Origin of the sequence: Henriciella sp., assembly GCF_029937755.1 — a bacterium.
Taxonomy (GTDB): Bacteria; Pseudomonadota; Alphaproteobacteria; order Caulobacterales; family Hyphomonadaceae; genus Henriciella.
This window is the reverse complement of record NZ_JAPYPG010000006.1, coordinates 219,960-246,781: the sequence shown is the minus strand read 5'-3', so window position 1 is coordinate 246,781 and position 26,822 is coordinate 219,960. Positions and strand designations below refer to the sequence as shown.

Here is a 26,822-nt window from a genome sequence, read left to right as displayed (position 1 = left end):
TCGTACCTATCTTTTCTCGCGCCGGTTCATATCAGGGCGGAAAACGGGCAGGCGAAACTCGGGGCTGATCGGTTCAAAGTCGAGCTCCACCGGCAGATCCAGCTCCAGCGTATCGCGGTCGCAATCAATCAGGCGCGTGGCCATGCGCACGCCTTCTTCCAGTTCTACGACTGCAGCAATGAACGGAAGATCTTCGGCAAAGGCCGGGTGCAGAGCCTGGTGCGTGACGGTCCAGGAAAAAAGCGTGCCCTTGCCGGTGCTGCGCTCCCACGAAAATTCTGGTGATCCACACTTGGCGCACATATAACGCGGCAGGTGCCGGAAAGTGCTGCAACTGCCGCAGCGCTGGAAGTAGAGATAGCCATCCTGACACCGATTCCAGAACTCCTGTTCGATTGGGTCCTGCGGGCGCGGCAGCGGCTTGGGCGGTACCTTCTGCGCTGCGGCACGGGTGTTCGGCAGCCGTTCGTTATCGTCGTTCACGCATACCTCCTGAGGATAGCGATACTTCCGTCACCGAGGTCGCCCCAGCCAGTTACGAGGCCGGTCTGCGCACCGATTACCTGTCGCTCGCCGCAATCATGCCGCAGCTGTCGCACAGCTTCCACGACATGGTTGAGGCCCCAAACGTGTGCTTCGCTGAGCAAGCCGCCATGGGTGTTGATCGGAAAGCGTCCACCTAACTCAATCTGGCCATTGGCCACGAATTCGGTCTGACCGCCAGGCTCACAGTATCCGAGGGCCTCAAGTTGCAGCAACACAACATAAGTGAAACAGTCATAGATCTGGAGAAAGTCCATCTCCTCACGTGTAACGCCTCCCATCTCGAATGCACGTGGGGCGGCATATTTGAGGCCAATCTTGAAAGGATCCGGACGCGAGGGAATGTCGTCGGCGGGATACGGGTGCCCTTCGGCGGCGCCAGCAATGCTCACTGGAACATGCGGCATATCCTTGGCCTGCTCCATCCGCGAGACAACGACCGCGCAGGCGCCATCGGTTTCCAGACAGCAATCATAGAGCCGGAAAGGCTCGGATATCCAACGCGCCGAATGATATGTCTCCGCGTCAAGCTTTCGGCCGAAGCTGAAGGCTTTCGGATTCAACTGCGCGTGTTGGCGACAGGCAAGTGCGACGGCGGCCGTCGCATCCGGTCCGACCCCGTAGAGCTTGGAATGGCGCATGGCGAGCCAAGCATACATCTGCACTGGCAGGAACACTCCATAGGGCATGTAATAGCCCTTTATGGTGTTGGTCAGCGTGTTCATATTCATCGGTCGGGTCGGTGGCGCGCCCGGCTTCGGCCTCAGAGCAGAATATCCGTTCCATCCAAGGGTTATCAGAACATGGTCGCACAGGCCGTTGGAAATCGCCATCGCTGCGTTCTGCAAAGCCGTGATTGGGCTCGCCCCGCCCATATGTACTGTCGACGCAAAACGCAGGACATCGATACCAAGATTGGCGGCCATTTCCTCTGATGTCGTATAGATCGGGGGAGGCACCATACCGTCTATGTCAGACGGTTTCAGTCCGGCATCGGCAATAGCCCGGCGCGAGGCATCAAGCATCATGTCGACCGCTGTCCGTTCGGTCCCCTTGACGAATTCTGTCTCGGCGACACCGGTGATCGCGGATTTGTCGCTGAAATTGAAGGTGGAGGAGACACTCATGCGTGATGCTCGCTCTGACGGCTGGCTTGGAAATCTCGCTCAAGTGAGCGGGACAGATCCTGCACCCGAAGATAGCGAATCGGTGGCTTCAGATTCAAAAGCCGTCGCACCTCCTCTAATGGTGTATCGAGATGTTTTTCCCAATAGAAGGTTGTGAAATCGGCGGCAGTCCTGCCCCGCTTCCACGCTTCGAACGCAGTACGGGCCACCGGCAATCCCGAGGCCTCAGCAAGAGTTTTTGCAATTCCGGTTGCCACGATGAAGGCGATTCCGTGATTGTAGAACTGAGCGTTGCCGAGCGATAGCACACACAATTCACCCAGCGCATCTCGTCCATACCCGGTCACAACGTGAAACAGATCGTGCGAATCTCGCAGCCGCTTCCGATATAGTGAGACTTCCGGATCGCTGAAATCGTCGGCTCCGACCACTTCACTTGCATCCACTAACCCCTCAGCGGTCAACCCCTCTCCATAAACGAAATCAAGATAAGCACGCCCCAGCGTTCCCGGTTCGCATCCGCTCAAGCGATCACGGTCACATAAGGTGCCGAGTAGGTCCGCATGGTCCAGAAGGATACGCTTCCCCTCAGGCGAGGCAGCGAAGCGCCGGAAACTGCGATAATAGGAATTGCCCGACAATGCCCTGACAATATGGAAGACCTGCGCTGTGTCTTCCTTGTCCCGGATAAGTCGGCGCATGGCCGCAATTGCTTCACCCGGGCGAATTGGCGAGCGCAGCTCATGTCCCTTCAGCGGCTGGTCGGCGTTTCTCATCACATGTCTGCCTTTATCCCGTGTCATTCGTAAGATTTGGTGCGGGCGAGTGCGGTTTCCGCCCCTTCGACGAGTTCGCGCATCACTTCGGCTGCGGGCCGGATCGAATGAATGAGACCAATTCCCTGGCCTGCAAAACCCGGAATTACATCCTTGCGCTGGGCCTTGATACCGGACGCCATGACAGGCCCCGAGATCATCGACTGATAGGGCATGGGCAATGGTTCCTTGCCTGCTTCTATCCAGGCATCAGCCCATTTGTTGCGGATCATTCGCGCAGGTTTGCCGGTGAGAGAGCGACTTACCACGGTGTCGGCATCACCGCTTTCTATGATCGCTTCTTTCTGGAATCGTTCGATGCCCGCTTCTTCGGTTGCAAGAAACGCTGTCCCAATCCACGCGCCCTCGGCTCCCAGCATCAGCGCTGCAGCAATACCTCGGCCGTCGGAAATGCCCCCCGCACCAATCACAGGAACGCGGCTGCCCACCGCATCAACCACTTGGGGAATCAGCGAAATGGTGCCGACTGGTGAGTTGTGGCCACCTCCGTCGTGCCCCTGCGCAACGATCATGTCGACGCCGGTTTCGACGACCTGCTGAGCATGCTTTACCTTACCAATGACGGCCATAACCTTGGTGCCATTAGCGTGCAGCCGGTCCATCCAGGGGCCGGGATTACCAAGCCCAGCAGCATAGACGGGCACTTTCTCCTCGATCACCACCTCCATTTGCGCTTCAAAGAATTTCTTCGAGAACAGCTGGGGCGTTCCCTTACCTGCTTCCGGCGCGCCAGCAGCGCGCATTTCAGATGCGAGGTCCGTTTCCGGCAGATGTTCGCGCCGTATGAAGTCGCAGGTGAACTCTTGGTATTCGCCAAGAAGCGCCGCGGGATTTCTGGTCGAATCTTCACTCTGCGGGGCCGGGTCTCGCCTGACAGATGCAGGAAGAAGAGTATCAACACCAAACGGCTTGTCTGTCATCTCGCGGGTCTCGCGAATCCAGCTGCGCAACTGGTCTGGCGAGCATGCCGCCGCCCCGAGAACGCCCAGCCCGCCGGCATTCGATACCGCGGCAGCGAGAGCAGGAACGCTCGCCCCACCCATTCCAGCCAGAAAGATGGGGTGTTCTATACCGAGAATTTCACAAATGCGGCTTTTGAGCGCCATAGTCTTGTATCCTTTATTCCGCGACCTTTGATGGACGCAATTTTTTTAAATCTGTCCCCACCGGATCCTTTGGGAAACAAGCTCCGGACTTCTTTCAGCCAAATAAGATGCAGATCCCGACACGAGCCGGGTCATAGCCTGTCGCGCCGCTTGAGCATCCCCTGTGCGGACGGCCTCCAGAACGCGGCGCAGGAAGCGCAACTGGACCGCCCGCTCCTGCGCCGAATAGCCGAGCGAGCTCGAGAATTCGCGAGTAAGCAAATGCATGGAGGAGGTCAGAAGACCGAAGAGCGGATTGCCGCTGGCCCACCCGAGAAGATCGTGAAAGCGGCGGTTTAATTCCTCGAACTGACTTCCAGCCTCATTGCGCTCCAGCTCTTTGAGGCAATCGACCAAGGCACTGAGGTCACCCGTGGTCGCTCGTTGGGCAGCATAGGCTGCAACGTCCGGCGCGATGGCTTCGCGCAGCTCGAGCAGCCCCCTTAAATCGGCTTCCATGAAATGCAGGATGAGTGAAAGACTGCTGGCAAAATCGCCAGTCTGGGGACGCGCCACCACAGGCCCGCCAGATCGGCCAAGCTGAAGATAGATAACACCCTGAAGCTCGAGAAAGCGAAGCGCTTCACGCAAGGTCGCCCTGGCAACTTCGTATCGGGCAAGCATCTCTTCTTCACGCGGCAACCTGTCTCCCGGAACATGAGCCCCTGCCTCGATATCGCGAACGATGTCTTGCGCGAGCGAGAGCGCACGCTTGGCTTTCTTCGCGTTATCGACCATCGGCTGCATTTCCGAAACTCTCTCCTGTGGCAAAACTCTTATAAGATTTAATCATATTCACCGCTTCCGCTACACATAAAATTTCCACGGTCACTAGGAGGTGTCAAGAAAACATTATAAGCTTTATTGACTGCGCTCTTTGGAAAATTTATCTCTTCCAGAATAACGAGTCTTTTTGAGGTGATTTATGAACGTCGAGACAGTGGAGCTGGATACAGTCGAGAAAATCGCGGCCATTCCGATTGAGCAAATTGATGTTTCGCGGCCGAACCTATTTCAGAAGGACACAATTGGTCTGTTCTTCGACCGGTTGCGCAAGGAGGATCCGGTCCATTACTGCCGGGAAAGCAATGTCGGACCCTACTGGTCTGTCACCAAGTTCAACGACATCATGGCCGTGGACACCAACCATAAAGTCTTCTCGTCAGAGGCGAAACTTGGCGGCATCGCCATTCAGGACATGCATTCGGTGGAAGGTGCCCTGGAGCTTGAAATGTTCATCGCCATGGATCCGCCCAAGCACGACCAGCAACGAAAGGCTGTTACCTCCTCAGTTGCGCCATCCAATTTGCGGCTGCTTGAGCCAACAATCCGCGAACGCGCATGCGAGATTCTCGATGACCTGCCGATAGGGGAGGATTTCGACTGGGTCGACAAGGTCTCGATTGAGTTGACCACAATGACACTTGCGACCCTGTTTGACTTTCCATGGGAAGAGCGGCGCAAGCTCACGCGCTGGTCAGACATCGCAACGGCCGCCCCCGAAACCGGCATTGTCGAATCCTATCAGGCAAGGCGCGAAGAGCTCATCGAATGCGCAATGTACTTCAAAGAGCTGTGGGAACAGCGCATCAAGCAAGAACCGAAAAACGATCTCATTTCCATGATGGCACACTCTCCGGCGACACGGGAAATGCCCTTCATGGAATTTCTCGGAAATCTCCTGTTACTTATTGTGGGCGGCAACGACACCACACGCAACTCGATTAGCGGCGGTGTACTCGCCCTCAATCAAAACCCCGACGAATATCGCAAGCTGAATGATGATACATCGCTAATCACAAGCATGGTGCCGGAGATCATCCGATGGCAGACGCCACTTACCCATATGCGCCGTACCGCCCTTCAGGACTGGGATATCGGCGGCAAGCAGATAAAAGAAGGGGATAAGGTCGTTATGTGGTATTTGTCAGGCAACCGCGATGATACGGTCATCGACAAGGCTGACCAGTTCATTATAGACCGCAGTAATCCACGTCATCACCTGTCCTTCGGCTTTGGCATACACCGCTGCATGGGCAATAGGCTTGCAGAACTGCAGCTGCGGATCATCTGGGAAGAGATCCACAAACGTTTCGTAAAGGTCGAAGTGGTTGACCAACCCGAGCGCCTCTTTTCAAACCTTGTGCGAGGGATCACGAAACTGCCTGTGCGACTGCATGCTCGCTAATTGACTGCGCCCAATGCCGACAAGGGGTTATGGCGATGTGTACAGCGTGACCGTGCTTTTCCGCAATAGATCTTCGACGTTGCGCAGCAAGAATGGGAATCGCACATACACCATCACTGAGAGCTGGACGATCTCAAGCGACATTTTGAAACAACGAAATGGGTTCAGAGGCATGAGACGCGACTAACCAAACTGCCCTATCCGACCAGTTTCGCTGACAATGCTATTCGAACTTCAACCTTCTCGGTCCTCACTTTAAGAAATCGACTATGGATAGCTGACCGGTTACCTCGGCAAGATGAAACTACCGTTGAACCCCTCGAGCGTAAAAGGCTTCCTTGATGATGAGGAAGGGCTTGCGCTGCATAACGCGGCCCTTGAACGCGCAGATTACGGGCCTTGCCTCGAAGTGGGTGGATATTGCGGAAAATCGACCATCTACATTGGATCGGCTTGTGCACGCGCTAACGAACTTCTGTTCTCCATCGATCACCATCGCGGATCTGAAGAGAACCAGCCTGGCTGGGAGTACTTCGATGCGGAGCTATGGGATGAGACCGCAGGTGCTGTCGATACACTCCCGTTTTTCCGGGATACAATACGCAAGGCTGGCCTAGAAGCGACTGTGATTGCAATTGTCGGTCAATCAAAGGACGTCGCCGCGCGGTGGGGAACGCCTCTAAGTCTGCTCTTTATCGACGGCGGACACACGACGGAACACGCACTCAATGACTATGAAGGATGGGTTCCCCATCTCATGGTCGGCGGGCTGTTAGCGATCCATGATGTATTTCCTGACCCGAAAGATGGCGGGCGACCTCCTTTTGATATCTACCAGAAAGCACTGAGGTCTCATGCCTTCGCTGAAGAAGGCGCGATCAAAAGCCTGAGGTTGCTGCGGCGCCTAAAGTAGCGGGGCCAGAAAAATCCGGTTGGCGCCGCTGAACCCTTTCAGCGCGTCCGCGGCTAGTATTGCGGCCGCCTGCGTCCAGCTTGGCCTCTCCTTCGGCCAGATGACACTCTCGGCGGTTTGCCAGCCCATCCAGAGCACGCCTGCCGGATCGCGGATGGTCATTGCCTGACGAAAAAGCCTCTCAGCCAAAGTCTGGTCGCCAACGGAAGCAAGAGCGATCACCAGTTCGCAAGTCTCAGCGACTGTAACCCATGGCTCATCGCTCACGCAGCGGCAGCCGTGCCCTGCAATGACGAAGCGGCTCCAGTTGTGATCGAGACGCTGACGCGCTGAGGCTTTGCTCAGGGCTCCAGAGAGCACCGGATAGTACCAATCCATGGCGAAGCGCTGCCCTGTGGCCCGTCTGTCGAAAGCGCTTGGCTTATCTCTGAGAGCCATAATAATTTTTGCATGTGCCTCGCGCCATAACGCTGCGGGTTCATTGAATTTATCAGCCAGAAATAACGCACATTCGAGACTTTTGGCGATCGAGGCATTCCCCGCCACCAGAGCGTCATCATCGCTCGAATTGATCGCATCGAGCGCCCATGGGACCGCCCCGTCTTCGCGCTGAAGGGACACCACGAAATCAATGGAAGCTTTGATCATCGGCCACCACCTACGAACGCCCCGCCAGTCGCCGGTCGCCAATGCGTAATGCGCGACACCCACAGCCGGGTAAGCGCAGAAATTCGTATCGACCAACTGCGGCGCAGGCTCACGACTAATAAAATCGCGGTCGACCATCGGAAGCGCATTGCCATAGCCCCCGAGCCAGGCGCCGTCAGCGCGCTGTGTGGCGCGCAGATAGTCCAAAGCCGCGCCTGCCGCCTTGGTTCTGCCCATTACCGTCAGGGCCATCGCGCTTTCGACATGATTCCAAGGGTCCCAGGGACCATCCTCGAACCAGGGGATTGCCCCCTGCGGTGTCTGGAGATCAAGGATACGCTGAAGCGGCGCCTCAAGGTCGATTGCTCCAAGGGACAGCGCTTTCTTGAAAGAGCCATCCATCAGAGTTTGCCTTCCTTCTCGAAGTACATGACGAGGCTCTTACCCATAACCGGCGTAAGCAGGGCATCCAGAACCCGCGTCAGAGGGGGGCGCTTCATGATGTCCCAGACCAGAAACCGGTGATAGGTTTTTACCCAGGGATGATCATCTCGCCTCGCCCAGAACGCACATTTCAACCACCAGAGCGGCGCATGCAGCCCATGCGCATAATGGCGGCGCACCATTCGAAAACCCTTCCGCTCAATGGAGATTTTGAGGTCGACCTTGTCGAAAATCCGGATATGGCCACCGGGTTGAAAAGGATATCCGTCCGGTGGCGGTGCGAGGTGCCAGCATATCCTCTCCGGCCAGGCACGTGGGACGGATATGCAAAGGCCGCCGCCTGGTTTGAGCACGCGGCGAATTTCGGCAATCGCCGCATGATAGTCTGGCAGATGCTCTAGAACTTCTGAACAGATGACGGCGTCAAAGGTGTTGTCTTCAAACATCAGAGCCGTTGCATCTCCCTGCGCAAAACGGGCCACTCCATCATCGCTGCCTCGAGGCGGCGGAAGTGAGCTGAGCCCCACCTCTGCCTTTTCGAGGGCCTCCGCGTCGAGATCAATACCATCGATTTCGAGGCCGCCGATCATATAAAGTCCATGAACGTGGCGACCTTCACCACAGCCGAGATCCAGTACGCGGTCCCCGGCAGAGAGCCCAAGGTGCTGTAAGCGCGCTGTCAGCATGGGTTCGCTCTCGCCTCTTCCATAAGCGAGAGGTAGCGCGGCGCGATCTGACGCCAGTCGAACTCGGTCCTCGCACGCATGAGACACGCTTCGCCGACGGACAGACGGTTGTCAGCATGATCCAGCAAGCGCGCAATCGAGGCCGCGAGCGCGTCCGCATCGCCGCGCGGCACCACGATGCCAGCATCTCCTGCAACTTCCGGTAAAGCCCCGCCATCCGTAACGATGACCGGGGTGCCACAACTCATGGCTTCTGCTGCCGGAAGACCGAAACCTTCGTAAAGTGACGGCGTGACGGCAATTGTGGCCCTGCAAAACTCCCTGGTCAGTCCGCTCTTGAATTGCACGCAGTGCTCCAGCCCCAGCTCACCAAGCATCCGCCGGGCCAGCCCATCCCTAAGCTTTCCAATGACAACAAGCTCCAGATCAGGATGATTATCAAGCAGCTGACGATAGGCCTTCAGAAGGACCGGCAATCCCTTGAGCGGTGTGTCCGCACTGGCTGTCGAAATGATCCGGTTTTTCGCGCGTGGAATCTGGGGTTTGGGACGAAACGCGCTCTGATCGACACCAAGTGGGATTGGATGGAGACGATCCGGGTCGACACCGAACGCCTCTACGATGTCTCTTTTCGCCGCTTCGGAGGGGCAAGTCATCACCTTCAGCCTGCGTGCGACACGGATTTGCATATGATGAAAGGCGTACCAGCGCTTGATCAACCAGCGTTGACGCCAGGTTTCCGCGGCTTCGAGAGCGAGCCTTCGATCCTGCGTGACGGGATGGTGTATCATCGTCACCAGCGGCAATCCCAAACCTGACTGAATCCTGAGCATTCCGCTGGCAAGGGTCTGATTGTCCAGAACGACGTCGTAATGATGTGCTCTCTGCTTGAGGAACCGATATACGCGTTCGCCGAAAACATAAGGTTCGACAAACTTGCCAGAGAGATGACCGAAATACTCGTAGGTATCCGTCTTGCTCAGCAGGTGCCGGGGACGCAAAGAATAGTGCCCATTGTGGGGCTGCGCATAGAGGTCAAGCGAGGGGATTTTCAAAAGACGTACATCGCCAGAGAGTTCGGGGTAAGGCGGCCCCGAAATCACGTCGACATGCGCCCCCGCCTCGCTCAGCGCTTGAGACAGATAATCAATGTATACGCCCTGCCCTCCCACTTTCGAATCCGAGCGATATCCAAGGATCGCAATACGAAGAGGCGCCAGCTTAGAGGGCAAGGCGACTCTGCTATGCCGAAGCCGGGGGCGTGCGGTGACCATTACGCGGTGCTTAAAGCCGGACTGGACGAAAGCAAGTGGTCATGCGGCACATCGTCGAAACCCGTAAAGGTGCCTGCTGAGGATAACGAAGGTTAGGAACAGTCAGGGGCAATACAAGCAATACTTCGCATCTGACTTCCCTTCGAAAATCTCCCTGGAAACCTTTGATAACTGGCCTGCTGCCGGTTTGATGGACGGCAACTTAAGCTTCCATCGCTAGCTCCTCGTATTGCATAGGGCTGAGATATCCGAGGGTCGAGTGCCGGCGGGTGGGCTTGTAGAACCGCTCGATATAATCGAACACATCGGAGCGCGCCTGATCACGGGTGCGATAGACCTGGCCCCTGATCCGCTCGGTCTTGAGCGATGAGAAGAAGCTCTCCATCGCTGCATTGTCCCAGCAGTTTCCCGAGCGGCTCATCGAGCATGTGATGCCGTTGTCTGTCATCAGGCGCTGGAAGGCCTCGCTGGTATACTGGCTGCCCTGATCAGAGTGATGCATCAGCGTCCGGGGACGCCCCCTTCTCCAGATGGCCATCATCAGGGCGTCGGTGACCATCTGCGTGGTCATCGCTTCCTTCATCGACCAGCCGACAATGCGCCGGGAGAACAGGTCGAGGACTACGGCAAGATAAAGCCAGCCTTCCGCAGTCCAGATATAGGTGAAGTCCGCGACCCATTTGAGGTTCGGGCCGGCAGCCTCGAAGTTCCGCTCCAGCGTATTCGGAGCAACGATGGAGCGTGTCCCTGTATCCTTTGGAAGCTGGCGTCTGCGCGGACGCGCCCGCAGTGCCTGGATGCGCATCAGCCGCTCAATGTGCTCTGAGCCCAAGGATTGGACCATTCCGGGTTGGAGTTTCCCGGCTTTCATCACTCGGCCGGACTGGTGACGGCCGGGTGATTTATCAGCGCTTGCGGGGCTTTGTTCCCGATCGCGCTATGAGGTCGTAGCTGATTGTAGTCTACACGCCAAGCCTCCAGCTTTTCCCTTGCGTCTGGCAGGCTCATGAACCAGTGCGCATCCAGGCACTCCGACCTGAGCCGGCCGTTGAACGCCTCGATAAAGGCATTGTCCGTCGGCTTGCCGGGGCGGGAGAAGTCGAGAACGAGGCCCTTCGAAAATGCCCACAGATCGAGATCGCGCGAGATAAACTCGGATCCCTGATCCACGCGGATCATCTTCGGATACCCCGTCTGGGCGCAGATCCGCTCCATGGTCTGAACGACATCCTCGCCGCGATAACTGTAGCGTGCATCGATTGCGGGAACGTACCTCGACCAGGTGTCGACCACCGTCAGAATCCTGAGCTTCCGTACCGTGGCAAGCTGATCATGAACGAAGTCCATCGCCCAGACTTCCAACGGAGACACAGCTTCCCGGCGATCACGGCTGAGCTTCGCCTTCACCCTTCGTTTCGGTGACTTGTTGCGCAGCTGCAGGCCTAACTCATTGTATATCCTGCGGACTTTCTTCACATTCACAACCCAGCCCTCACGGCAAAGCAAGACGTGCACACGGCGACATCCGTAGCGTACGCGTGTCTCGCAGATTTCCCTGATTCGTCGTTCCAGGACGGCCTGATAGCGCTGCTGAGGCTTGTAGTGATAGGTGGACGTGTCCAGCATCAGGGTCCGGCAGGCATGACGGATCGACACGCCCCACTCCCGAACAGCCTCTTTGACCAGCTCTCTTTTGCGACCAGGCCTTACAGCTTTCGCTTGATGATATCCTGCAGCATTTCCCGATCCAGCGTCAGGTCGGCGACGATCCGCTTCAACCGGGTATTCTCGTCCTCCAGCTGCTTCAGGCGCTTCATTTCCGAAGGCATCAAGCCAGCGTATTTTTTCTTCCAGTTGAAATAGGTCGCCTGGCTGATCCAGGCCTTGCGGCAGATTTCTGCCACCGGGATGCCTTGCTCACCCTGCTTCAGTATGAACGCCTTTTGCGCGTCCGTGAATTTCGATGCCTTCATCCATCCTGCTCCTGCCAGCCCGGGTCAGAGACTGCCAGAAACTCCAGTTCAGAACGATCCAGTTTTTGGGGAGCAGAGCAATTGCGACCCCCCACCATTGGTGCGTGCGCGTTCACAATCTGGCAGACCGAGCCGCGTCAATCAGGGCACAAAAACTGACAAAAACGCCTCGCGAAGATCTGTCCGAGCGTGCTCCGTCAGGCTCCGACGTCGAGATCAGGCGTATCACCCACGAGCCATGCTGAAACGGTCTGTACGGTTCCCGGCACCTGGTCGCCGCGCAGCGCACACTCCCAGACCACTGCGGTCCGCCAGCCTGCCTCCCGCAGAGCACCGAGATTGCGCTGGTCGCGATCGACATTGGACCGGAATTTTTCCTTCCAGAAATCGGGCCGGGTACCTGGCGTTGTCGTGAGGCGGCACCCCGGATGACGATGCCAGAAGCAGCCGTGCACGAAGACCGCGGCCTCATGTTTCGGAAAGACCAGATCAGGGCGGCCCGGGAGTTCCTTCGCGTGAAGGCGATAGCGAAACCCGAGCGCATGAAGCCCCTTACGGAGAAGCAGCTCGGGCTTCGTATTACTGCCTCGAATTCCAGCCATCATGCGGGATCGTGTGGCGCGATCTACGACATCGGTCATGTTCTTTCCCTTCGCTTCCGGAGCGACTGTCGCTAGACCTCGGGTCGAGACGAGTCGGAACAGAATGACCAGACAGAACACCCCATACAAGGTCGTGGACCTGTTCGCCGGGCCGGGCGGACTGGCGGAAGGTTTCTCATCGATCCTGGACGACACGGGCCAGCGCGCGTTCGATATTGTCATGTCCGTGGAAAAGGAAGCCTCGGCCCACAGGACTCTACGGCTGCGAGCATTCACGCGGCAATTCAACCATGGCGAACTGCCGGAAGCCTATTACGATCTCCTTCGCGGTCGAATCGACCTTGCCGAACTTGCAGAGATGTACGCTGATGAATGGCAGGCGGCCGAGCGGGAGGCCATTCTTGCGACACTCGGGTCTGAAGAGGGCGATCAGCTCGTATACGACCGTCTCGACGAACTGCTTGAAACGGGTGCCGGCGATACCGGGCGCCAGTTCATCGTCATCGGCGGCCCTCCCTGCCAGGCGTATTCGCTGATCGGGCGTGCAAGGAATGCCGGCCGGAAGGATTACGACCCCGAAACCGACGATCGCCACTTTCTCTACCGCGAGTACATTTCCATTCTCTCGAAGCTCCAGCCGGCAGCTTTCGTGATGGAAAACGTGAAAGGCATGTTGTCATCCTCCGTTGGCAAGCAGCGGATCTTCGAGAAAATCATGGTCGATCTCGAAAGACCGGGCAGGATCGGCCATGAGTACCTGTTGCTCGCGCTCGCACCAGCTGAGTCAGACCTGCTGAATGCTGAGCCCAACCTGAAACCCCGTGACTTCATAGTCAGAGCCGAAGAGTTCGGAATCCCGCAAGCAAGGCATCGCGTCTTCATCGTTGGCGTGCGCAAGGACCTGATCGAGGAGACCACGGAAAGGCTCACGCAGACCTTTCTTCGCCATCAGGGAGAGCGAAGAACAACGCAGGATGTGATTGCCAACCTGCCAGCCCTTCGCAGCGGCCTGAGCCGAGGTGACGCGCCCGAGGCGTGGAGCGAAGCCGTCCGAGCCGGGGCGAGGAAGATCATTGCTGCCCTCCAGTCATCCGACTGCAGACTTCACCAGAACATAACCGAAGCCGCGCGAAACCTCTGCGAGGATGCCGCAAAACTGGAAGTCCGGCAGCGAAAATCCACTCTCTCGGAGCTTCCGCCTTCGAATGACGAGCTGGAGCGGTTTCTTCGGGATCCGCGTCTGTCGTTCACGATCAACCATGAAAGCCGTGGACATATGGCGGATGATCTCACCCGGTATCTGTTCTGCGCGATCTTTGCTCGCGTTACGGATGGCCAGTCGCCGAGAGCCCGCGACTTTCCTGCCGAGCTTGCGCCGGCTCATTCGAACTGGACATCGGGAAAGTTTGCAGACCGGTTCAAGGTTCAGGTTGAAGGTCGACCGTCCACGACGGTGACCAGTCATATTTCAAAGGATGGCCACTACTACATTCATCCGGATCCTGAGCAGTGTCGCAGCCTCACGGTGAGAGAAGCTGCTCGCCTCCAGACCTTCCCGGACAACGATCTGTTTCAGCTGCTCGCGCACTTCAGGGGGGATGCGCGCGAGACTTCTTGATATCGATCGTCCATTCCTCATCAAGTTCTGCTGGAAAATCGATCTCTACCCTTGCCAATTTCGTAGCTTCGCCCTTCGGGATCATCCTGAACCAGTCGCCCCAGGCCATGAGACGGTCGTTTCGGTAGATGTAGGCGCCCTGGTTCGAGATGAAATCGCTGCGCGAGCGATAGAAGTCATACTCGGAGCGGCTCAGCATGCTGTGATGCGGTAGAACATACGCCTGTATCGGGATGCGATGTCCCCTGATGCGGACATGCTGCGGCGGAAGTGCTGTGGTCGCGGGGTTTGACCGGCAGAATGGATCAAATCCGGTGACAGGATGACCATTGATATGGATCACGAGTTTGCCCGAAGCACTTTTACTCGCTGGCAGAAAGCGGTGGAAGACAAGAGAGAGGTGGTTTTCGAGGAGTGCGAGCTTCTCGGTCAGAAGCGCTGCGCCGGCTGCTCCGGTCTTCTGCTCGCTCATCCGGTCCAGCTTTTTCCAGAGCACCATGGTGCCTGTCTCCGGAAGCTCATCCAGCCAGGACAGCTTTTTGACCTCCCCGTCATCAAGCAGGCCGATCTTCCATGCATCCTGCGCCAGACGATCAAGATCCCACTGAGCGGCGGTTTGTTGATTACCTCTTCTGGACACGACTGTAAGTTCGCGACACTGGGAAAAGGACGCAGTCTTCATACCGAGACCAAAGCGTCCAAGATCGGTGGACTTTCGCGCCTGACCGGGATCGCGGGAGCCATAGCGCATTGCCTCGATAAGCGTCTCTTCGTCCATGCCAGAGCCGTCATCGACTATTGCGAGCGAGGGGTCGTTGTCGGATGGGTCGCACCAGATATCCACGGCAGAAGCCCCGGCGGCGATGCTGTTATCGATTATATCGGCAATCGCGGTCTCTAGAGAGTAGCCAAGATCGCGCATTGACTGTGACAGCGCCGATGCCCTTGGCGGCAGTTCGAGTTCCTTCATCCTCTGCAAACCCCTGAATATTGCGCGTTGAGGGTTCGCATATCAGAATTTATCAAAGATGAAGAACTCGACCAGTGGTTGTTGCCTCAGAACCGCATCTAAAGCCAGTCGTCGCGTGCCTCGCCCCGAATGATCTCTCCGGCCGGGACTATGCCAAAACGGCCGATCCCGATGGTAGGAAAGCCTGATCTCAGCCTGTACCAGTTGATCATCTGCGAGAGCGCATCGACCTGGTCGTCATGGCGCGCATTCGGAAAAGCCAGAATTTCACCAAGGAATACCGACACCCATGGGGCTTCACGCGGGAGCAGGACATCGCCGGCCTCGATCATGGCGGAGGCCGCTTCCATGCGCTGCTCCTTTGCGCCTTCCGGCTTGCGCCCGATGAAGGTTGGCAGATCGACGTCGGATGAGCGCTTCAGCTCAGCGAGCAGATGTTTGCCGGAGCCCGCATCCTCAAGCAGCACGGTGGCCGCACCGAAGCGCAACGCGCGGTCAATGATCTCGCGTTTCAGATCCGGATAGGCCAGGCGTTCGCGGAAAACATCAACGATGCAGAGGCGGCCATCACTGGCGACAGCGGTCACACAGGCGGAGTAATCTGCGCTGTTCTGGACAGACGATGCCGTATCCCAGCTCTGAAGCACCTGGCCGTCCTCGGGCTTTGCCGAATACTCCGGAAACCACCGCTTCTTTATCAGGTTGCCTTCGGCAGGGACCGGGCGCTGAAGGTACTGCGCCGAAAATACCAGACTTCCCATTGTCCTACGCATTTCATCCAGAACGGCTTTATCTTCGCGGAGAGGCTGAAGCAGGTCTCCTTGGCTGAACGCATGCGTCTCAGATGGTCCGGTGGGTACCTGCAGATCTTCCTGGGCTATTGCCGGAAGATCGAGATGGCGGAATGTGGCGGATTCAAGCAGGTGACCGGCAAGGTCTTCCTCGTGAAGCCGCTGCATCACAAGTATGGTAACCGCCGTTCTGGCATTGTTGCGCCGACTGGAAAGCGTGCCTCCATACCATTCGATTGCCTGGCGGCGCGCTGATTCAGAACGAGCATCTTCTGGCTTGATTGGATCGTCGATGATGAGGACATCCCCGCCGCGCCCCGTAAGCGTGCCTCCGACGGAGGTTGCAAGCCGGCCGCCCCCCCGCGTCGTCTGAATGTCATGCTCTGCCCGCTTTGCCAGCCGCATGGACGGGAAAAGCCTGGCGTACCAGTCGCTTTCGATCACCTGCCGGAACTTTCGCGCAAGCTCGAGGGATAGCTCCTGACTATAGCTGACACAGACAATGCGCTTCTTCGGATCCTGACCAAGCAGCCATGCCGGAAACGCGATTGATGCGCAGATCGATTTAAGTGAGCGCGGCGGTTGAGTGATGATCAGGTTTCTGACTGAGCCCTCCGCGCACTGGCGCAGGTGCCAGGTGATTGCATCCAGGTGCCAGTTGTCGACGAACTCATCGCCCGGCGATACCTCATGGAAAACCTTTTCCAGGAATATCCGGAAATCAGCTTTCATAAGCTCCTGCAGGAGCAGTTCTTTATTCTGAATCTTCATTTTGAGCCACCGCGTGGTGGTGCATCTGTCTGCCGCCTCAATGCGCGATCGAGAATAGCCCGGTCTTCGGCGCCTAGCTCAGGCTTTTCAGCCTGAATATCTTCAGCCGGAGCATGAGCGACCGCAAGAGTGAGCAGCTTTTCAAGCGCCCGATGATCGCCTTTAAGTGCACGCTCGCGAAGACGCATCAGCGCAGCTTTCTGCGTCGATATACTAGTCTTATGGCCTGCACTGGTGATCTCGACCCTCATTCCGAGCACTTCCTTCAGATCAGTCGCGAAATTCCGCGAACCTTTAGGGCGTCCCTTCGGGTTGCCTGACTTGCCGGGCTCGAACCGCGTATCTTCAGGCGGCTTGCCATATCCAACCTTGTAACCGTCAGACATCTTCAAATTCCCTTTTTTTTCTCGGCTTCGATTTCACCGAACGACTGCCCCCACACCGCGTGCTCGGCCTCTTTGCCTGTCGTTTCCTGGTAGCGCCGGATCGCGACGTCGACATAGCGGGGGTCAAGCTCGAGGCAGCGCGCCTCGCGCCCGGTCTGTTCGGCCGCGAGAATTGTCGAGCCGGAGCCGGCAAAAGGATCAAGGACAATCTCGCCGCGAGCGGTCACATCCTGTATTGCATCCGCGATCATCTGAACTGGCTTGACGGTCGGGTGCAGCTTCAGCTCCTCGCGGCGCGCCTGGATGCCCTTGTAATCCCAGACATTGGTCCGATTGCGACCATGCCGGCCGAGCTCGACGTTGTTGCGATGCTTGTCGCCAGGCGTGCGAAAAACCGGGATCAGTTCATGCTGTGAGCGGTAGAGCGACCCCATGCCGCCCTGCATCTTGTTCCAGACGCAGAAATTGATGAGCTCGCCCAGATCGGCTTCGCCTGTTCCGAGCAGGTCGCCAACGTGGCGCCAGTCCATGCAGACGAAGGCGACCGCACCGGGCTTCAAAGCGGCCTTTGCCTGCTGGCAAAAGGTCGTCAGAAAGGCGCGGAACTCCTCGTCGCTCATTTCGCCCGAAGCCATGACGAACTCATCGTGCTTCACCTTGCCGAGGCCGCAGACATGTCCATGTACGGGCACGTTATAGGGTGGGTCGGTAAACATCGCGGCAGCCACCTCGCCCTGGAGAAGCTGCTGATAACTAGCCGCCTCCAGCGCGTTGCCGCAGAACAGCCTGTGTTTGCCGAGAAGCCAGAGATCGCCTGGCGCAGAGATTGCCGGTCCCTTTTCTGGCTCGGGCGGGGGCGGCTCGGGCGCCGCGTCATCGGCGCCGAGCATGAAATCAATTTCACCAGTCTCGAAACCGATAACTTCGAGATCAAAGCCAAGGTCCATCTTCGCAAGCTCCCCAAGCTCACTGACGAGGATGGCGTCATCCCAGCCGGCATTTTCAGCCAGCTTGTTATCGGCAATAATATAGGCACGCTTCTGCGCTTCGGTCATGTTCGTCAGCGGGATGACGGGCACCTGCGCCAGGCCGAGCAGCTTCGCCGCTTCGACGCGTCCATGACCGGCGAGAATATTGTCGTCGCCATCGGTAAGAACGGGGTTGGTCCAGCCGAATGTCTTGATGCTCTCGGCGATCTGCTCGACCTGCTTCTTGCTATGCGTGCGCGCGTTGCGCGGGCTGGGCTTTAGCGCGCCGATATCTTTCAGCGTAGTGTTGAGGTCGCGGATAGGGATCGTGTTCATGTGCCGGCTTTCGATTTGCTTGCCGGCTTTTTAATTCGCGCGCGTGGGGCGCGCATTCACAACAAATAGAGCCTATTATTATGGAGGTGGAATGTTTTGTATGTCCTTCCACGATTCCGGACCGTGACCCCAGATGGAGGCGACCAGCCGGGCTGCACGCTGTGCCGGAGGGGCGTTGGCGGGCACTTTGGTCGCAGCCTCGCCGTAAAGCTCTTGATCCGGTTCAGACAGAGTTTGCCCAGTCTGGAACAACGCGAGAAGGCGTTTGTATTCGAAGCGCATGATCATACGCTGTCGGGCGACTGTTTCCTCGTGGCGCTTCCTGCGCCCGCTAGGTTTCCGAATTTCTCCTGCAAGATGCTTGGCAATGTACTCGATAACCAGGCCTGGGGGCGGCACCTTGCCACGCTTTCTCAGAAGGTCTGCCAGCTCTTCTGCGGAAACATACTGCCCCTGTTCGATCCGGCGCTCGGCATTGCGGAAATGGATGGCGCGCACATTGGCGAACTTTGATTGATCACTCTTGTCCGTCATCGAGTAGCTTCCACGTCGGGATGTTCAGTGGCTTAGCGAGCTTGTCCAGCACCTCGACTGTCGGGTTCCGAACACCCCGCTCCACGCCGCTTACATAGGTTCTGTGAAGGCCAGCGGCGTGCGCGAGCTCTTCCTGGGAGTATCCTGCCCCCTTGCGATAGTCGCGCAGGTTCTTCCTGAGAATATCGCGGATGCCCATTCATCGACAAGGCGTCGATGCATCATTCCGGTCTACAGACTATGAGTCTATTTACGGCTGGACTTCGTCCAGCTTCGAAGCAATGCATGGTTCCGAAAGGAGCCAGTGCAGATCATGTCGCCTGCCGACCATACCGAACATTCCAGCCTTCGGGAGAAGCTCATCGAGCACCTCTTCCTTGGCGAAGTGCTCAAGGAACTCTGGCGACGCGGCCAGCGCGACGTGGAAGTGCTCCAGACACAGGTGGATAACAATGGCTATGATCTGGTCATCGAAGTGGCCGGCATCATGCGGCACGTCCAGCTCAAGGCGTCTCACAGAACGGCGAAGACGAGGGAGGTTGGCGTCCAGACGGCTCTCGCCCGCAAACCATCCGGCTGCATCATCTGGATCTGGTTCGATCCCGAAACGCTCACATTCGATCGCTTTCTCTGGAAAGGTGCGTCGCCCGGACAGTCACTTCCGGATTTAGGGGAAAGAGCGGTTCGACATACGCGCGCCAACAGCGCGGGCGTGAAAGCCGAGCGGCCGGGTCTTCGCCGGCTGAGCCGGTCGGATTTCCGCCAGCTGGACGATGTCGGTGAGTTAGTGGATGCGATGTTCGGCTAACGATTATCGAACGCCAATCAGCGGGCTTGAGCCGATGCCAGTCCCCGACGGTCCATCGAAGCGCGGGAGCCTCGACTTCGTGTCTGACGTCTACGGTCCGGCACGGCGCTTCCGGATGCTGAACGTGATCGACGACTACCCCCCCCCCCGAGATGCCTTTAGAGAGCCTCAGGCCCTGGTCGAAGCGGTATAAGGCCTTTGCACTCGAAGCGGCTTCACAGTGACTCAGCGAACGCATCGACCCATTCTTTAAGAAGAACTCTGATGCACGCCAGTATCCGCTTCTGGGCTTCTGGTTGCGACATCTCATTCTTTGGGGGTTGCTGGCCCTTAGGGCCGTGACGGGATAGCGGTCCGATGGCTTCGAACGAATTGGCGGTGTGCGTGAACCGGTTCAGCCAAGAAGAGTCGCCGTCTATTGCTCCTTTCTGTTGCAACCTGACTTTGCTCCAACCGCAGTGTGTGCAAAACTCCATCAGGGCGTAGAGCGTCACCCAATTTAGGCCTGCCATGCCAACGAAGTTTAGCACCGATAGAACTATTGGGTCATAACGAGAGACAAAAAGCCAGCAGGCGCTAGCCTCTCCGCTGGCTTGTCTCAGAATAAAACCGTTGCGCTGTGCTCTGCACAGTCTCTCGTCAAAAGGAAAGAGCAGGCCAGAGTCATTTGCGTTTACGTTTTCGACGCTAGGAGATCCGGTCTTGTGAACATCGGCGAGGCTAAACTCGAAGGCTTTCCCACGAATAGCGTAGGCACTTCGGCAAAGCCGAACGAGCGCAGTCATCCGATCCCAAGCCTCCTGCGGCTCTGATACTCGTTCAAGGTGACGTGAAGAGGCGGTAAACCAGTCCGGCTTGGCATCCTCGGTGTCTACGAGGACATCAACGTCTTGGTGAGCTAGGTCGCCGTTTATGACCGCCAGGAAAGGATCTTGGTATTTTACATTGAACTCCCAAACGAATGGGCCGGTCAGCATGGTGGCTTCCTCCTTTCTGATTGTCGGACGTCGTAACTTGCGAATGAAGCCACAGAGCTCATCAAACCAAACCCTCAAGATTACCCTTGATTTCCGACCGCCGGTCGTCGGTTTGGCCTCGGTGGTACCGAGCCTCTGAGAGCTCCAGCCTGGGGTGCCAGAACAAATGAGCGGTGCAGGAAGCCCTCCAGAATTGTGACCATCGTGTCCAGTTCCTCGGCAGACGGTTCCCAGCCCCTATGCGCAGCAGCACTGCCTGCGTCGACAAGAGCGCTTAGGTGCTCGCGCTCAACGTCGCCGATCTTTCCGGTTGCTCTGAGTTCGTTCAGCTTCTCGGCGAAAGTTCTCGCCGGTTCCACTCCGAGAAGCTCCGAGGCCCTGTCGAACACGGTCCGGGTTCCGATCGCGGCCAGCACGGCAAGGTCGGCATCGAGAGCATCATAGGTATTGTTGAGGAGACGCTGAAGGTCCCGGTCCGTGGCCCTGATCCTCTCGGACCAATCAGGACGGTCACGCCGGATAGGCGATGGATGATATGTATGCTTTACTGGACAGAATTGCTCGGTTTCCTGGGTGATGTGATTGTAACGAGTATCGACGTCCTCTGAGAACCAAGAGTCTGTGCGGAAGTACGCCGTATCGCAGCCGAGGCAACGAAGGATTGCGTGGGTGTCATCGACGAAGATATCTTCATCTCCGTCGGCGAACTGTCTGTGCTTAAATACCTTCTCAGCTCGGGCGTTTCTCTCGCCGCCACAGCTTGGACATTCGCCTCGAACCGTCACGCCCTCTTCCATGAAGCCTCCCGTGCATGACCTGCCATGCTTTCTGAAGCAATGAACAGTCAACTGTTTGGGCCGTCAACTTTGAAGTAACAAGCTTTTAGCGGTTCAGGCTCCCACGCCCACGATCCCGCAACGCTCGCCGGCCGACCCTCGTAAGAGTTACTACGGTCAATTGCTAGCTTTCGGAGCGCCACCTTTTTGTCCCATTTGGCTACAATAGCTATTCGTTCGATAGTCATTTTAGCCGGCTTTCGGCGCGATCAGCGCGCCGCGAAGCCCATAGGTCGGGTCATTCTCTGCCCGTGCCGTCGCGATCGCGTAACGGAAAACCTGACCGATCGTGGATCGAGCTGAGGCGCCACACCGTCGCTGCGAACGTCCACAGTTGGCCAAGTCCGGCCTGAGGATCAGCGGGCCTCATTCGGCTCAAATGAGCGCAAAAGGAGACAAAACAAAAATAGCTATAACACCTGATGAGGGCTCGCGCTTGTGCCCATACCAACGACCGAGCTTAAGCGATTTGATGAAAAATGGGGATCAGGTGCTGGGTGGCGCTGAGCTTAGCTTGCTTTATGTGCATCCCACGCTTTGGTGATCGAGGCGCGCCGCGCTTCGTAAACACCCGACTGCGGCATCGGGGCAGATTGAACTGACGCATTGTAGTCGCCGAGAATCAACATGAGGTCAGCGGTTTTATCCGCTTTGTCTTTCAGCGTTTCCAAACGTTCCAAGATGAGCTCTACTTCATGCTGGGCGGCTGCATAATCCATCGCATCCCCAAATATTTCACGCGACACCAAAAGCGTCATGATCACCAACACGACGCGCGACAGCACAATTTCCATATCACCGTCTAGAAACGGCATGGTCATGATCACAATGATGATCACGGCGACCATCATCGCTCCAAACCTGATCCAGGCGCGCTTTGAGCTATGGCGATAAAGATCTTCAGACCAGAACGCACTCTCATAAAGATTTTCGATCAGTCGGCCTTCGCCAGGCGGTACTGCGCTCGCATAGTATTTCCCATCAGCCTTCTCAGCCAAACTCTCCGCATCGCCCTCAAATCCGGTTTCTATGCGGCGATATTCATGGGCGGATAATTCATGTCCCAGACCTTTTGCAAGCAGAGTTGCCCGGCGCACCCGCTCGCCATACCGTCGGAATTTACGCTGACGCAGACCAAGTCCGGTAATGACGAGCGCGCCCATGAAGGAAAGTCCCGCCATAATCATGGCCCAGGTTTCGCCGGGTAAGAAAACTGCGATAGCTACGATAGCTGCCAAGAACCATTGCAGTTTTGAGGCCCAGGCTTGAGACGCCTGAGCTGTGTCGAAAGCCACGCGCGAGTAACCAATCAAGCGGGTCAGCTTTTCATCGATACCTAGCATCAGAATCACCTTACTGTCTCTTGGCGCGATTTGGTTCCGCCATGGCTCTTGCGCTATATGTGCCGAGAACGTATATAGAACGAGCACCATATCGTGTGTTCTGCGGGTCGTGAATGTCGGCCATAGCTTTTCAGACGCTGAGAATCCTTATGATCGATTGCCATAAACATATTGTCGCCTATCACAATGACGAGATTACCTTGCCGCAAGTCGAGCGCAATGAAATGCGCGACCGCCGCGACGCCAACCGCTCCCGGATCAAAAACAGACTGAAAGCCGAAGACAAACCAGCGCCTGCCTTTTTTGCAAGCCAGGGCTCGTATGCTGACAAGACAATGGTGAAGTATCCCAACAAAGACTACGATATTGATGACGGGGTATATTTTCGCAAGGCGGCTTTGATTGGACCAAATGGCGGCGATATGAGCCCTCTGCAGGCGCGAAAAATGGTCTATGACGCCCTCAATGATGGATCGTTTGCGACACCGCCTGAACTGCATACCAATTGTATTCGGGTGCGTTACGCAGCGGGCTATAATGTTGACGTGCCGATTTATCGGATTGTTACACAGACCGATGCATTCGGAGACGAGAAAGAATATGTCGAACTTGCCGGCGCGGAATGGGCTCGCTCTGATGCGCGCGACGTCTCAATCTGGTTTGACGCGACCAACCAAAACCTCAGTCCGGACACCGAAAACGGCCGACAGTTTCGCCGGATCGTTCGCGACATTAAAAAACTGACCAATAGCCGCAAAAGCTGGCGCAAACGCATCCTGTCTGGATATGGCACCACCATTCTTGCCGCAGACTGTTTCGTGGCGAGTGAGGGACGCGATGATTACGCCCTTTATGCTACCCTACTCGCCATGCGAAATCGCCTGCAGTGGAATTTGGTCATTGAGAGCCCTGTGCCGCCTTATGATGAGGTTGCTGGCAGCGAGGATGCACGGGCAAACTATCTGCTTCAGCGGCTTAATGAATTGACGCCGCACATCAATGCCATTGCTTCAGCAAAAAGCGAAGATAATGCGCTTGACGCGTGGTCCGGACTCTATGGAGACACATACTTCAAAGATCGAAAATCAACAGAGAGAGGAAGTGCTGTCAAATCTAGTGATGCGCTCGCGGCCGGCCTTGCCGTCGCCGCCAGAATAGCAGAGGGCGTCGCCGCACTTTCAACCGCGCGCGAAAAATCAAGTTGGGAACCGAAAGAAGCGGTCTCTAAGGGCGGTGGCCGCACAAATGCATGACCGCACAAGACGGATTTTCTGAGACCAGGAGCGATCTCGCCAATGCCCTTGGCACTTTTCTCATCGCTGACTATGGGGCCAAATCACTCAGCGAGGGCGATCTAAAACCATATCACCGCCACGGCGTCGACTATGGTTGGCGCCTTCCCGGCGACCCGCCATTGCGCTTGCTGCTAGACCGCGCCTTTCCCTATCGCCCACCGCGCATTGCACTGGAAGACGAAGCTTTTCTTCTCGTCTGGCCGCACGTTGAACGCCTTGGCCTTCTCTGCGTCTATCCAGCAGAGACGAATATTGACGCCCTCAGTCCGGATCAAGTCGCTGTGCATCTCATCGACGAGGCGCGTGCTCTGGTTGCGCGCAGCAAATCAGAAAACCATGACGCAGCGTTTAGACAAGAGTTTCAGTCTTATTGGAGCCTCGCCACTGACCAGGGCGCGCCGATCTATCGAAGCCTTGTTCGCCCGCACGGGCCGACCCGCCGCATTCGCGCCTGGCGCGGTCAAAACAAGACATCGCTTATTCGGGTCTTGGGCGAGACTGATGACGCGCTTTGTAATTGGCTCGATCATGCAAACGGGCCGGCACCCAGAGAAGGCTGGAAACTCTATGATGCGGTCTTAGTCTGGCTTGATACGCCGCTCATCCCGGACGCTTATCCCGTTCATGCAAGCGATGTTGAGGCCTTGATCCGCGAGAGCGCTGGTCGAGATCGCGACTATGCCCCCTTACTCGATGTCTCTCAAACCACTGACGTGCTCATCGGCGCACCAGTTGAAACCGGGGTGTGTTTTGGCGCGGTCTATATCGAACGACCCGATCAGAAAAAACTACAAAAGGGTTTCAGGCCGGGCCACGTTCCAGCTGCTCATGCGAAGCGATATGCCACATCACCAGCACGCCAAGCCAAAAAAGCGATTGTTGATCGCATCGACCCCGCCTGGGTGCATGGCCGCGACCACGACGGAGATATCGGGCAACTAGAAAGCTCGTCTGTGCTCGTTATCGGATGTGGGGCATTGGGCGCGAGCGTGGCCGTTCTATTGGCTCAAGCCGGTCTTGGCCACTTCACGCTATATGATGGGCAGTACTTGGACCGAACCAATACTTCTCGGCACCCACTTGGCGCCGATTATGTCGATCAAAACAAGGCCAAAGCGCTTGCCAAGCATTTGACCAAGCGCTTTCCACACTTACGCGGTGTCGACGACCATGACGCGCATGTTGATATCCGCGTAATTGATAAATTGCCCAGTCTGGATTCAGCCGATCTTGTCATCTCGGCGACCGGCGAATGGGCCTCTATGAGTTTGATTGCGGATGCGGCCAGAAGTTGGGACGTCCCCCTGCAGACCATCTGGCACGAACCCCAAGCGCTCGCGGCCCACAGCGTTCTGACACTCCCGAACGGTGCCTGCCTGCGCTGCGGGTTTGATCGTCTTGGAAAGCCTTTGCTCGAAGCGACGCTACAGGACGAAACTGCAGTCTGGCGTCGAATACCAGCTTGCGGGGGCGCCTTCACGCCGTATGGTGCGGCCCAACTTGCATTTACGAGCGGCTTTTGCGCATCTGAAGCTTTAAAGCACCTTACAGCAACACCTGCTGGCGCGCGGCACAGCATCTGGGTTGCCAGCGATGAAGTCCTAGCTGCGGGTAACGCAGAGCGCACCGCCGCGTTCAAATCAGAGTTCGACTCTGGCCCTCATGGAGCCCGTGTATCCCGGCCGTGGGCGCTTGGCGCAGAATGCCCGCTTTGCGGTCCGCACGTATGACGTCACTCATATATCCATTACCTGCATGCGCGCTTGGCCGGACATTTAAGCGCCTAGTCTTTGACGCAAGGGCGCTCGATACGCTCTATTCAGAGCGCCAACTCAAACCATCTCAACCTGAATCCGGTGGACAGTTACTTGGAACCTTCTCCGACGATGCTGTTCAAATCGTCACCGTCACTATTCCTAGCCGAGACGATGTTCGCTCACGATTCGGATTTGCCAGGCTTCAAGCCACCGAACAGGCGGAAATCGACGAAGCCTTTTCTGCCGGCCTTCACTATCTCGGCGACTGGCATAGCCACCCAGAATACAAGCCCAGCCCCTCAAGCATCGATGTAATCACTGCCAAGAAACTGTTTCGCACGTCAAAATCGGAATTGCGCAATTTCCTGATGGTGATTGTCGGTACGAGCGAAAATGCAAGCGATCTCTACGTCGCTCTGGTCAATGGCCGTCGGGTTCGTCGGCTGACACAGATATAGTGCCATTAGACATTGCGGTCGCGAAACCACTTCTACCGTAACCGTCCAATGATTCAGCCCTGTCGCGGAAGCAAGTCGCCAGCTACGAAGCTCATGAAGCGTAGTGCCAGAGCGTGAGGGGCAATCGACCGTCTTAATTTGTTCGCTTTAGGACGTGGTCTGACGGGCCGGTGATGCCTACTAATGGAATCAATTCGCGGTTTCTTTATGTCCGCTAATAGGAAGTTTTTCCGTGCGGCTAATGCCCGCTTACGGGATCTAGCTGACGTCCGAAAGACGGCGCTCAGCCTCTTCAACTTTGCGAGAAGCGACTTCAATCCGCCGCTTCAGAGCCGCCAATCCAAGCTTGATGTCCTGCTTCCCGGACCGCGGCGCCTGCGCCGATAGCCCGTCAACCAGCGCTTGTTCCAACTCGGCCATCGCCTCAACAACCAGTTCACGGATTGGGTCTAGCTCGTCCATGTCGGCCACATGGCGCACCTTCGCCGAAACTGTCCACGCAGCTTTTTCGCGGGTCGCTGGACTCGCGGCGCATTCGGAGCATTGCTGTCTTCGACAATAGAAAGCGCGGCCCGGTATCGGCCCGGGCTTGTCT

27 protein-coding genes and 2 pseudogenes are annotated in these 26,822 nt (G+C 56.9%); 7 read left to right on the top strand and 22 right to left on the bottom strand.

The genetic code is table 11. From position 1 onward, the window contains the following. Positions 1 to 6 precede the first annotated feature (6 nt). The 5 genes from Q1K29_RS14265 to Q1K29_RS14245 are packed head-to-tail and all read right to left on the bottom strand — an operon-like array spanning position 7 to position 4,398. Entirely contained in the window at positions 7 to 483 is a 477-nt protein-coding gene (locus tag Q1K29_RS14265; protein ID WP_018147841.1) for an OB-fold domain-containing protein, read from the bottom strand. Next, positions 480 to 1,670 carry a transporter gene (locus tag Q1K29_RS14260; protein WP_300395770.1) on the bottom strand — a complete coding sequence of 397 codons (1,191 nt, stop codon included), beginning with the start codon at positions 1,668 to 1,670 and terminating at the stop codon, positions 480 to 482. Before Q1K29_RS14260 ends, Q1K29_RS14265 begins: the two co-directional genes overlap by 4 nt. Further along, positions 1,667 to 2,446, bottom strand: coding sequence for a Coq4 family protein (locus Q1K29_RS14255; RefSeq protein WP_300395769.1), 780 nt, complete (start codon positions 2,444 to 2,446; stop codon positions 1,667 to 1,669). The genes Q1K29_RS14260 and Q1K29_RS14255 overlap by 4 nt, the downstream gene beginning before the upstream one ends. A gap of 23 nt (positions 2,447 to 2,469) precedes the next feature. Next, positions 2,470 to 3,612 carry a nitronate monooxygenase gene (locus tag Q1K29_RS14250; RefSeq protein WP_300395768.1) on the bottom strand — a complete coding sequence of 381 codons (1,143 nt, stop codon included), beginning with the start codon at positions 3,610 to 3,612 and terminating at the stop codon, positions 2,470 to 2,472. A 45-nt stretch (positions 3,613 to 3,657) separates the two neighbouring features. Then, complete coding sequence (locus tag Q1K29_RS14245; RefSeq protein WP_018147845.1) at positions 3,658 to 4,398, bottom strand: FCD domain-containing protein; 741 nt, start codon at positions 4,396 to 4,398, stop codon at positions 3,658 to 3,660. Between the two features lie 178 nt (positions 4,399 to 4,576). Between Q1K29_RS14245 and Q1K29_RS14240 the strand changes: the two genes are divergently transcribed. Beyond that, on the top strand, positions 4,577 to 5,839 hold the full coding sequence (locus Q1K29_RS14240) for a cytochrome P450 (RefSeq protein ID WP_300395767.1): 1,263 nt from the start codon (positions 4,577 to 4,579) through the stop codon (positions 5,837 to 5,839). Between the two features lie 57 nt (positions 5,840 to 5,896). Here the strand turns inward: Q1K29_RS14240 and Q1K29_RS18505 are convergent. Next, positions 5,897 to 6,013, bottom strand: a pseudogene (locus Q1K29_RS18505) (IS6 family transposase); the annotation flags it as partial. A gap of 124 nt (positions 6,014 to 6,137) precedes the next feature. Here Q1K29_RS18505 and Q1K29_RS14235 point away from each other — a divergent pair. Continuing rightward, positions 6,138 to 6,752, top strand: coding sequence for a class I SAM-dependent methyltransferase (locus Q1K29_RS14235; protein WP_026180629.1), 615 nt, complete (start codon positions 6,138 to 6,140; stop codon positions 6,750 to 6,752). Here Q1K29_RS14235 and Q1K29_RS14230 read toward each other — a convergent pair. The 6 genes and pseudogenes from Q1K29_RS14230 to Q1K29_RS14205 all read right to left on the bottom strand — a co-directional run bounded on the left by Q1K29_RS14230 (position 6,744) and on the right by Q1K29_RS14205 (position 12,418). Then, positions 6,744 to 7,607, bottom strand: coding sequence for a hypothetical protein (locus tag Q1K29_RS14230; protein WP_300395766.1), 864 nt, complete (start codon positions 7,605 to 7,607; stop codon positions 6,744 to 6,746). The genes Q1K29_RS14235 and Q1K29_RS14230 overlap by 9 nt on opposite strands. Before the next feature lie 194 nt (positions 7,608 to 7,801). Further along, entirely contained in the window at positions 7,802 to 8,530 is a 729-nt protein-coding gene (locus tag Q1K29_RS14225; RefSeq protein ID WP_018147850.1) for a class I SAM-dependent methyltransferase, read from the bottom strand. After that, the gene (locus Q1K29_RS14220) at positions 8,524 to 9,762 is read right to left on the bottom strand and encodes a glycosyltransferase family 4 protein (protein WP_300395765.1); all 1,239 of its coding nucleotides are present in this window, start codon (positions 9,760 to 9,762) and stop codon (positions 8,524 to 8,526) included. Before Q1K29_RS14220 ends, Q1K29_RS14225 begins: the two co-directional genes overlap by 7 nt. A gap of 244 nt (positions 9,763 to 10,006) precedes the next feature. Beyond that, a pseudogene (locus Q1K29_RS14215) lies at positions 10,007 to 10,639 on the bottom strand (IS3 family transposase); the annotation flags it as partial. Between the two features lie 35 nt (positions 10,640 to 10,674). Continuing rightward, a protein-coding gene (locus Q1K29_RS14210) for an IS3 family transposase (RefSeq protein WP_300395764.1) occupies positions 10,675 to 11,777 on the bottom strand; the annotation gives its coding sequence in 2 pieces (ribosomal slippage) (positions 10,675 to 11,516 and positions 11,516 to 11,777; 1,104 coding nt in all). Between the two features lie 197 nt (positions 11,778 to 11,974). Further along, entirely contained in the window at positions 11,975 to 12,418 is a 444-nt protein-coding gene (locus Q1K29_RS14205; protein ID WP_300395763.1) for a very short patch repair endonuclease, read from the bottom strand. Positions 12,419 to 12,482: 64 nt separating this feature from the next. On the opposite strand from Q1K29_RS14205, the gene Q1K29_RS14200 reads away from it, so the two are divergent. After that, positions 12,483 to 13,997, top strand: a complete 1,515-nt coding sequence (locus Q1K29_RS14200; RefSeq protein ID WP_300395762.1) for a DNA cytosine methyltransferase — start codon at positions 12,483 to 12,485, stop codon at positions 13,995 to 13,997. Here the strand turns inward: Q1K29_RS14200 and Q1K29_RS14195 are convergent. The 6 genes from Q1K29_RS14195 to Q1K29_RS14170 form a co-directional block, all read right to left on the bottom strand. Next, positions 13,969 to 14,967: an ATP-binding protein gene (locus tag Q1K29_RS14195; RefSeq protein ID WP_300395761.1), complete on the bottom strand. Its 999-nt coding sequence runs from the start codon at positions 14,965 to 14,967 to the stop codon at positions 13,969 to 13,971. The genes Q1K29_RS14200 and Q1K29_RS14195 overlap by 29 nt on opposite strands. A 98-nt stretch (positions 14,968 to 15,065) precedes the next feature. Beyond that, positions 15,066 to 16,529, bottom strand: a complete 1,464-nt coding sequence (gene terL, locus Q1K29_RS14190; RefSeq protein WP_300395760.1) for a phage terminase large subunit — start codon at positions 16,527 to 16,529, stop codon at positions 15,066 to 15,068. Further along, complete coding sequence (locus Q1K29_RS14185; RefSeq protein ID WP_300395759.1) at positions 16,526 to 16,915, bottom strand: DUF5681 domain-containing protein; 390 nt, start codon at positions 16,913 to 16,915, stop codon at positions 16,526 to 16,528. Before Q1K29_RS14185 ends, terL begins: the two co-directional genes overlap by 4 nt. A 2-nt stretch (positions 16,916 to 16,917) precedes the next feature. Continuing rightward, positions 16,918 to 18,219 carry a DNA methyltransferase gene (locus Q1K29_RS14180; protein ID WP_300395758.1) on the bottom strand — a complete coding sequence of 434 codons (1,302 nt, stop codon included), beginning with the start codon at positions 18,217 to 18,219 and terminating at the stop codon, positions 16,918 to 16,920. Positions 18,220 to 18,297: 78 nt separating this feature from the next. After that, positions 18,298 to 18,753, bottom strand: a complete 456-nt coding sequence (locus tag Q1K29_RS14175) for a hypothetical protein (protein WP_300395757.1) — start codon at positions 18,751 to 18,753, stop codon at positions 18,298 to 18,300. Further along, positions 18,737 to 18,952, bottom strand: coding sequence for a helix-turn-helix transcriptional regulator (locus Q1K29_RS14170; protein ID WP_300395756.1), 216 nt, complete (start codon positions 18,950 to 18,952; stop codon positions 18,737 to 18,739). The genes Q1K29_RS14175 and Q1K29_RS14170 overlap by 17 nt, the downstream gene beginning before the upstream one ends. A gap of 114 nt (positions 18,953 to 19,066) precedes the next feature. Here Q1K29_RS14170 and Q1K29_RS14165 point away from each other — a divergent pair, with 114 nt between their 5' ends. Continuing rightward, positions 19,067 to 19,561 carry a hypothetical protein gene (locus tag Q1K29_RS14165; protein ID WP_300395755.1) on the top strand — a complete coding sequence of 165 codons (495 nt, stop codon included), beginning with the start codon at positions 19,067 to 19,069 and terminating at the stop codon, positions 19,559 to 19,561. A 215-nt stretch (positions 19,562 to 19,776) separates the two neighbouring features. Here Q1K29_RS14165 and Q1K29_RS14160 read toward each other — a convergent pair whose 3' ends face one another. The 3 genes from Q1K29_RS14160 to Q1K29_RS14150 form a co-directional block, all read right to left on the bottom strand. Next, positions 19,777 to 20,538 (bottom strand): hypothetical protein, encoded by a 762-nt coding sequence (locus Q1K29_RS14160; RefSeq protein WP_300395754.1) that lies wholly within the window; start codon positions 20,536 to 20,538, stop codon positions 19,777 to 19,779. An 80-nt stretch (positions 20,539 to 20,618) separates the two neighbouring features. Further along, a complete protein-coding gene (locus Q1K29_RS14155) occupies positions 20,619 to 21,335 on the bottom strand; it encodes a DUF4145 domain-containing protein (protein WP_300395753.1) in 717 nt (238 codons plus the stop codon). A gap of 548 nt (positions 21,336 to 21,883) precedes the next feature. Continuing rightward, positions 21,884 to 22,717, bottom strand: a complete 834-nt coding sequence (locus tag Q1K29_RS14150; RefSeq protein WP_300395752.1) for a hypothetical protein — start codon at positions 22,715 to 22,717, stop codon at positions 21,884 to 21,886. A gap of 149 nt (positions 22,718 to 22,866) precedes the next feature. Between Q1K29_RS14150 and Q1K29_RS14145 the strand changes: the two genes are divergently transcribed. The 3 genes from Q1K29_RS14145 to Q1K29_RS14135 are packed head-to-tail and all read left to right on the top strand — an operon-like array spanning position 22,867 to position 26,227. Then, complete coding sequence (locus Q1K29_RS14145; RefSeq protein WP_300395751.1) at positions 22,867 to 23,970, top strand: cyclic GMP-AMP synthase DncV-like nucleotidyltransferase; 1,104 nt, start codon at positions 22,867 to 22,869, stop codon at positions 23,968 to 23,970. Then, on the top strand, positions 23,967 to 25,742 hold the full coding sequence (locus Q1K29_RS14140; protein ID WP_300395750.1) for an E2/UBC family protein: 1,776 nt from the start codon (positions 23,967 to 23,969) through the stop codon (positions 25,740 to 25,742). Before Q1K29_RS14145 ends, Q1K29_RS14140 begins: the two co-directional genes overlap by 4 nt. Beyond that, a complete protein-coding gene (locus Q1K29_RS14135; protein WP_300395749.1) occupies positions 25,739 to 26,227 on the top strand; it encodes a Mov34/MPN/PAD-1 family protein in 489 nt (162 codons plus the stop codon). Before Q1K29_RS14140 ends, Q1K29_RS14135 begins: the two co-directional genes overlap by 4 nt. Before the next feature lie 258 nt (positions 26,228 to 26,485). On the opposite strand, the gene Q1K29_RS14130 is transcribed toward Q1K29_RS14135, so the two are convergent. Further along, positions 26,486 to 26,689: a hypothetical protein gene (locus tag Q1K29_RS14130; protein WP_300395784.1), complete on the bottom strand. Its 204-nt coding sequence runs from the start codon at positions 26,687 to 26,689 to the stop codon at positions 26,486 to 26,488. Between the last annotated feature and the right edge of the window lie 133 nt (positions 26,690 to 26,822).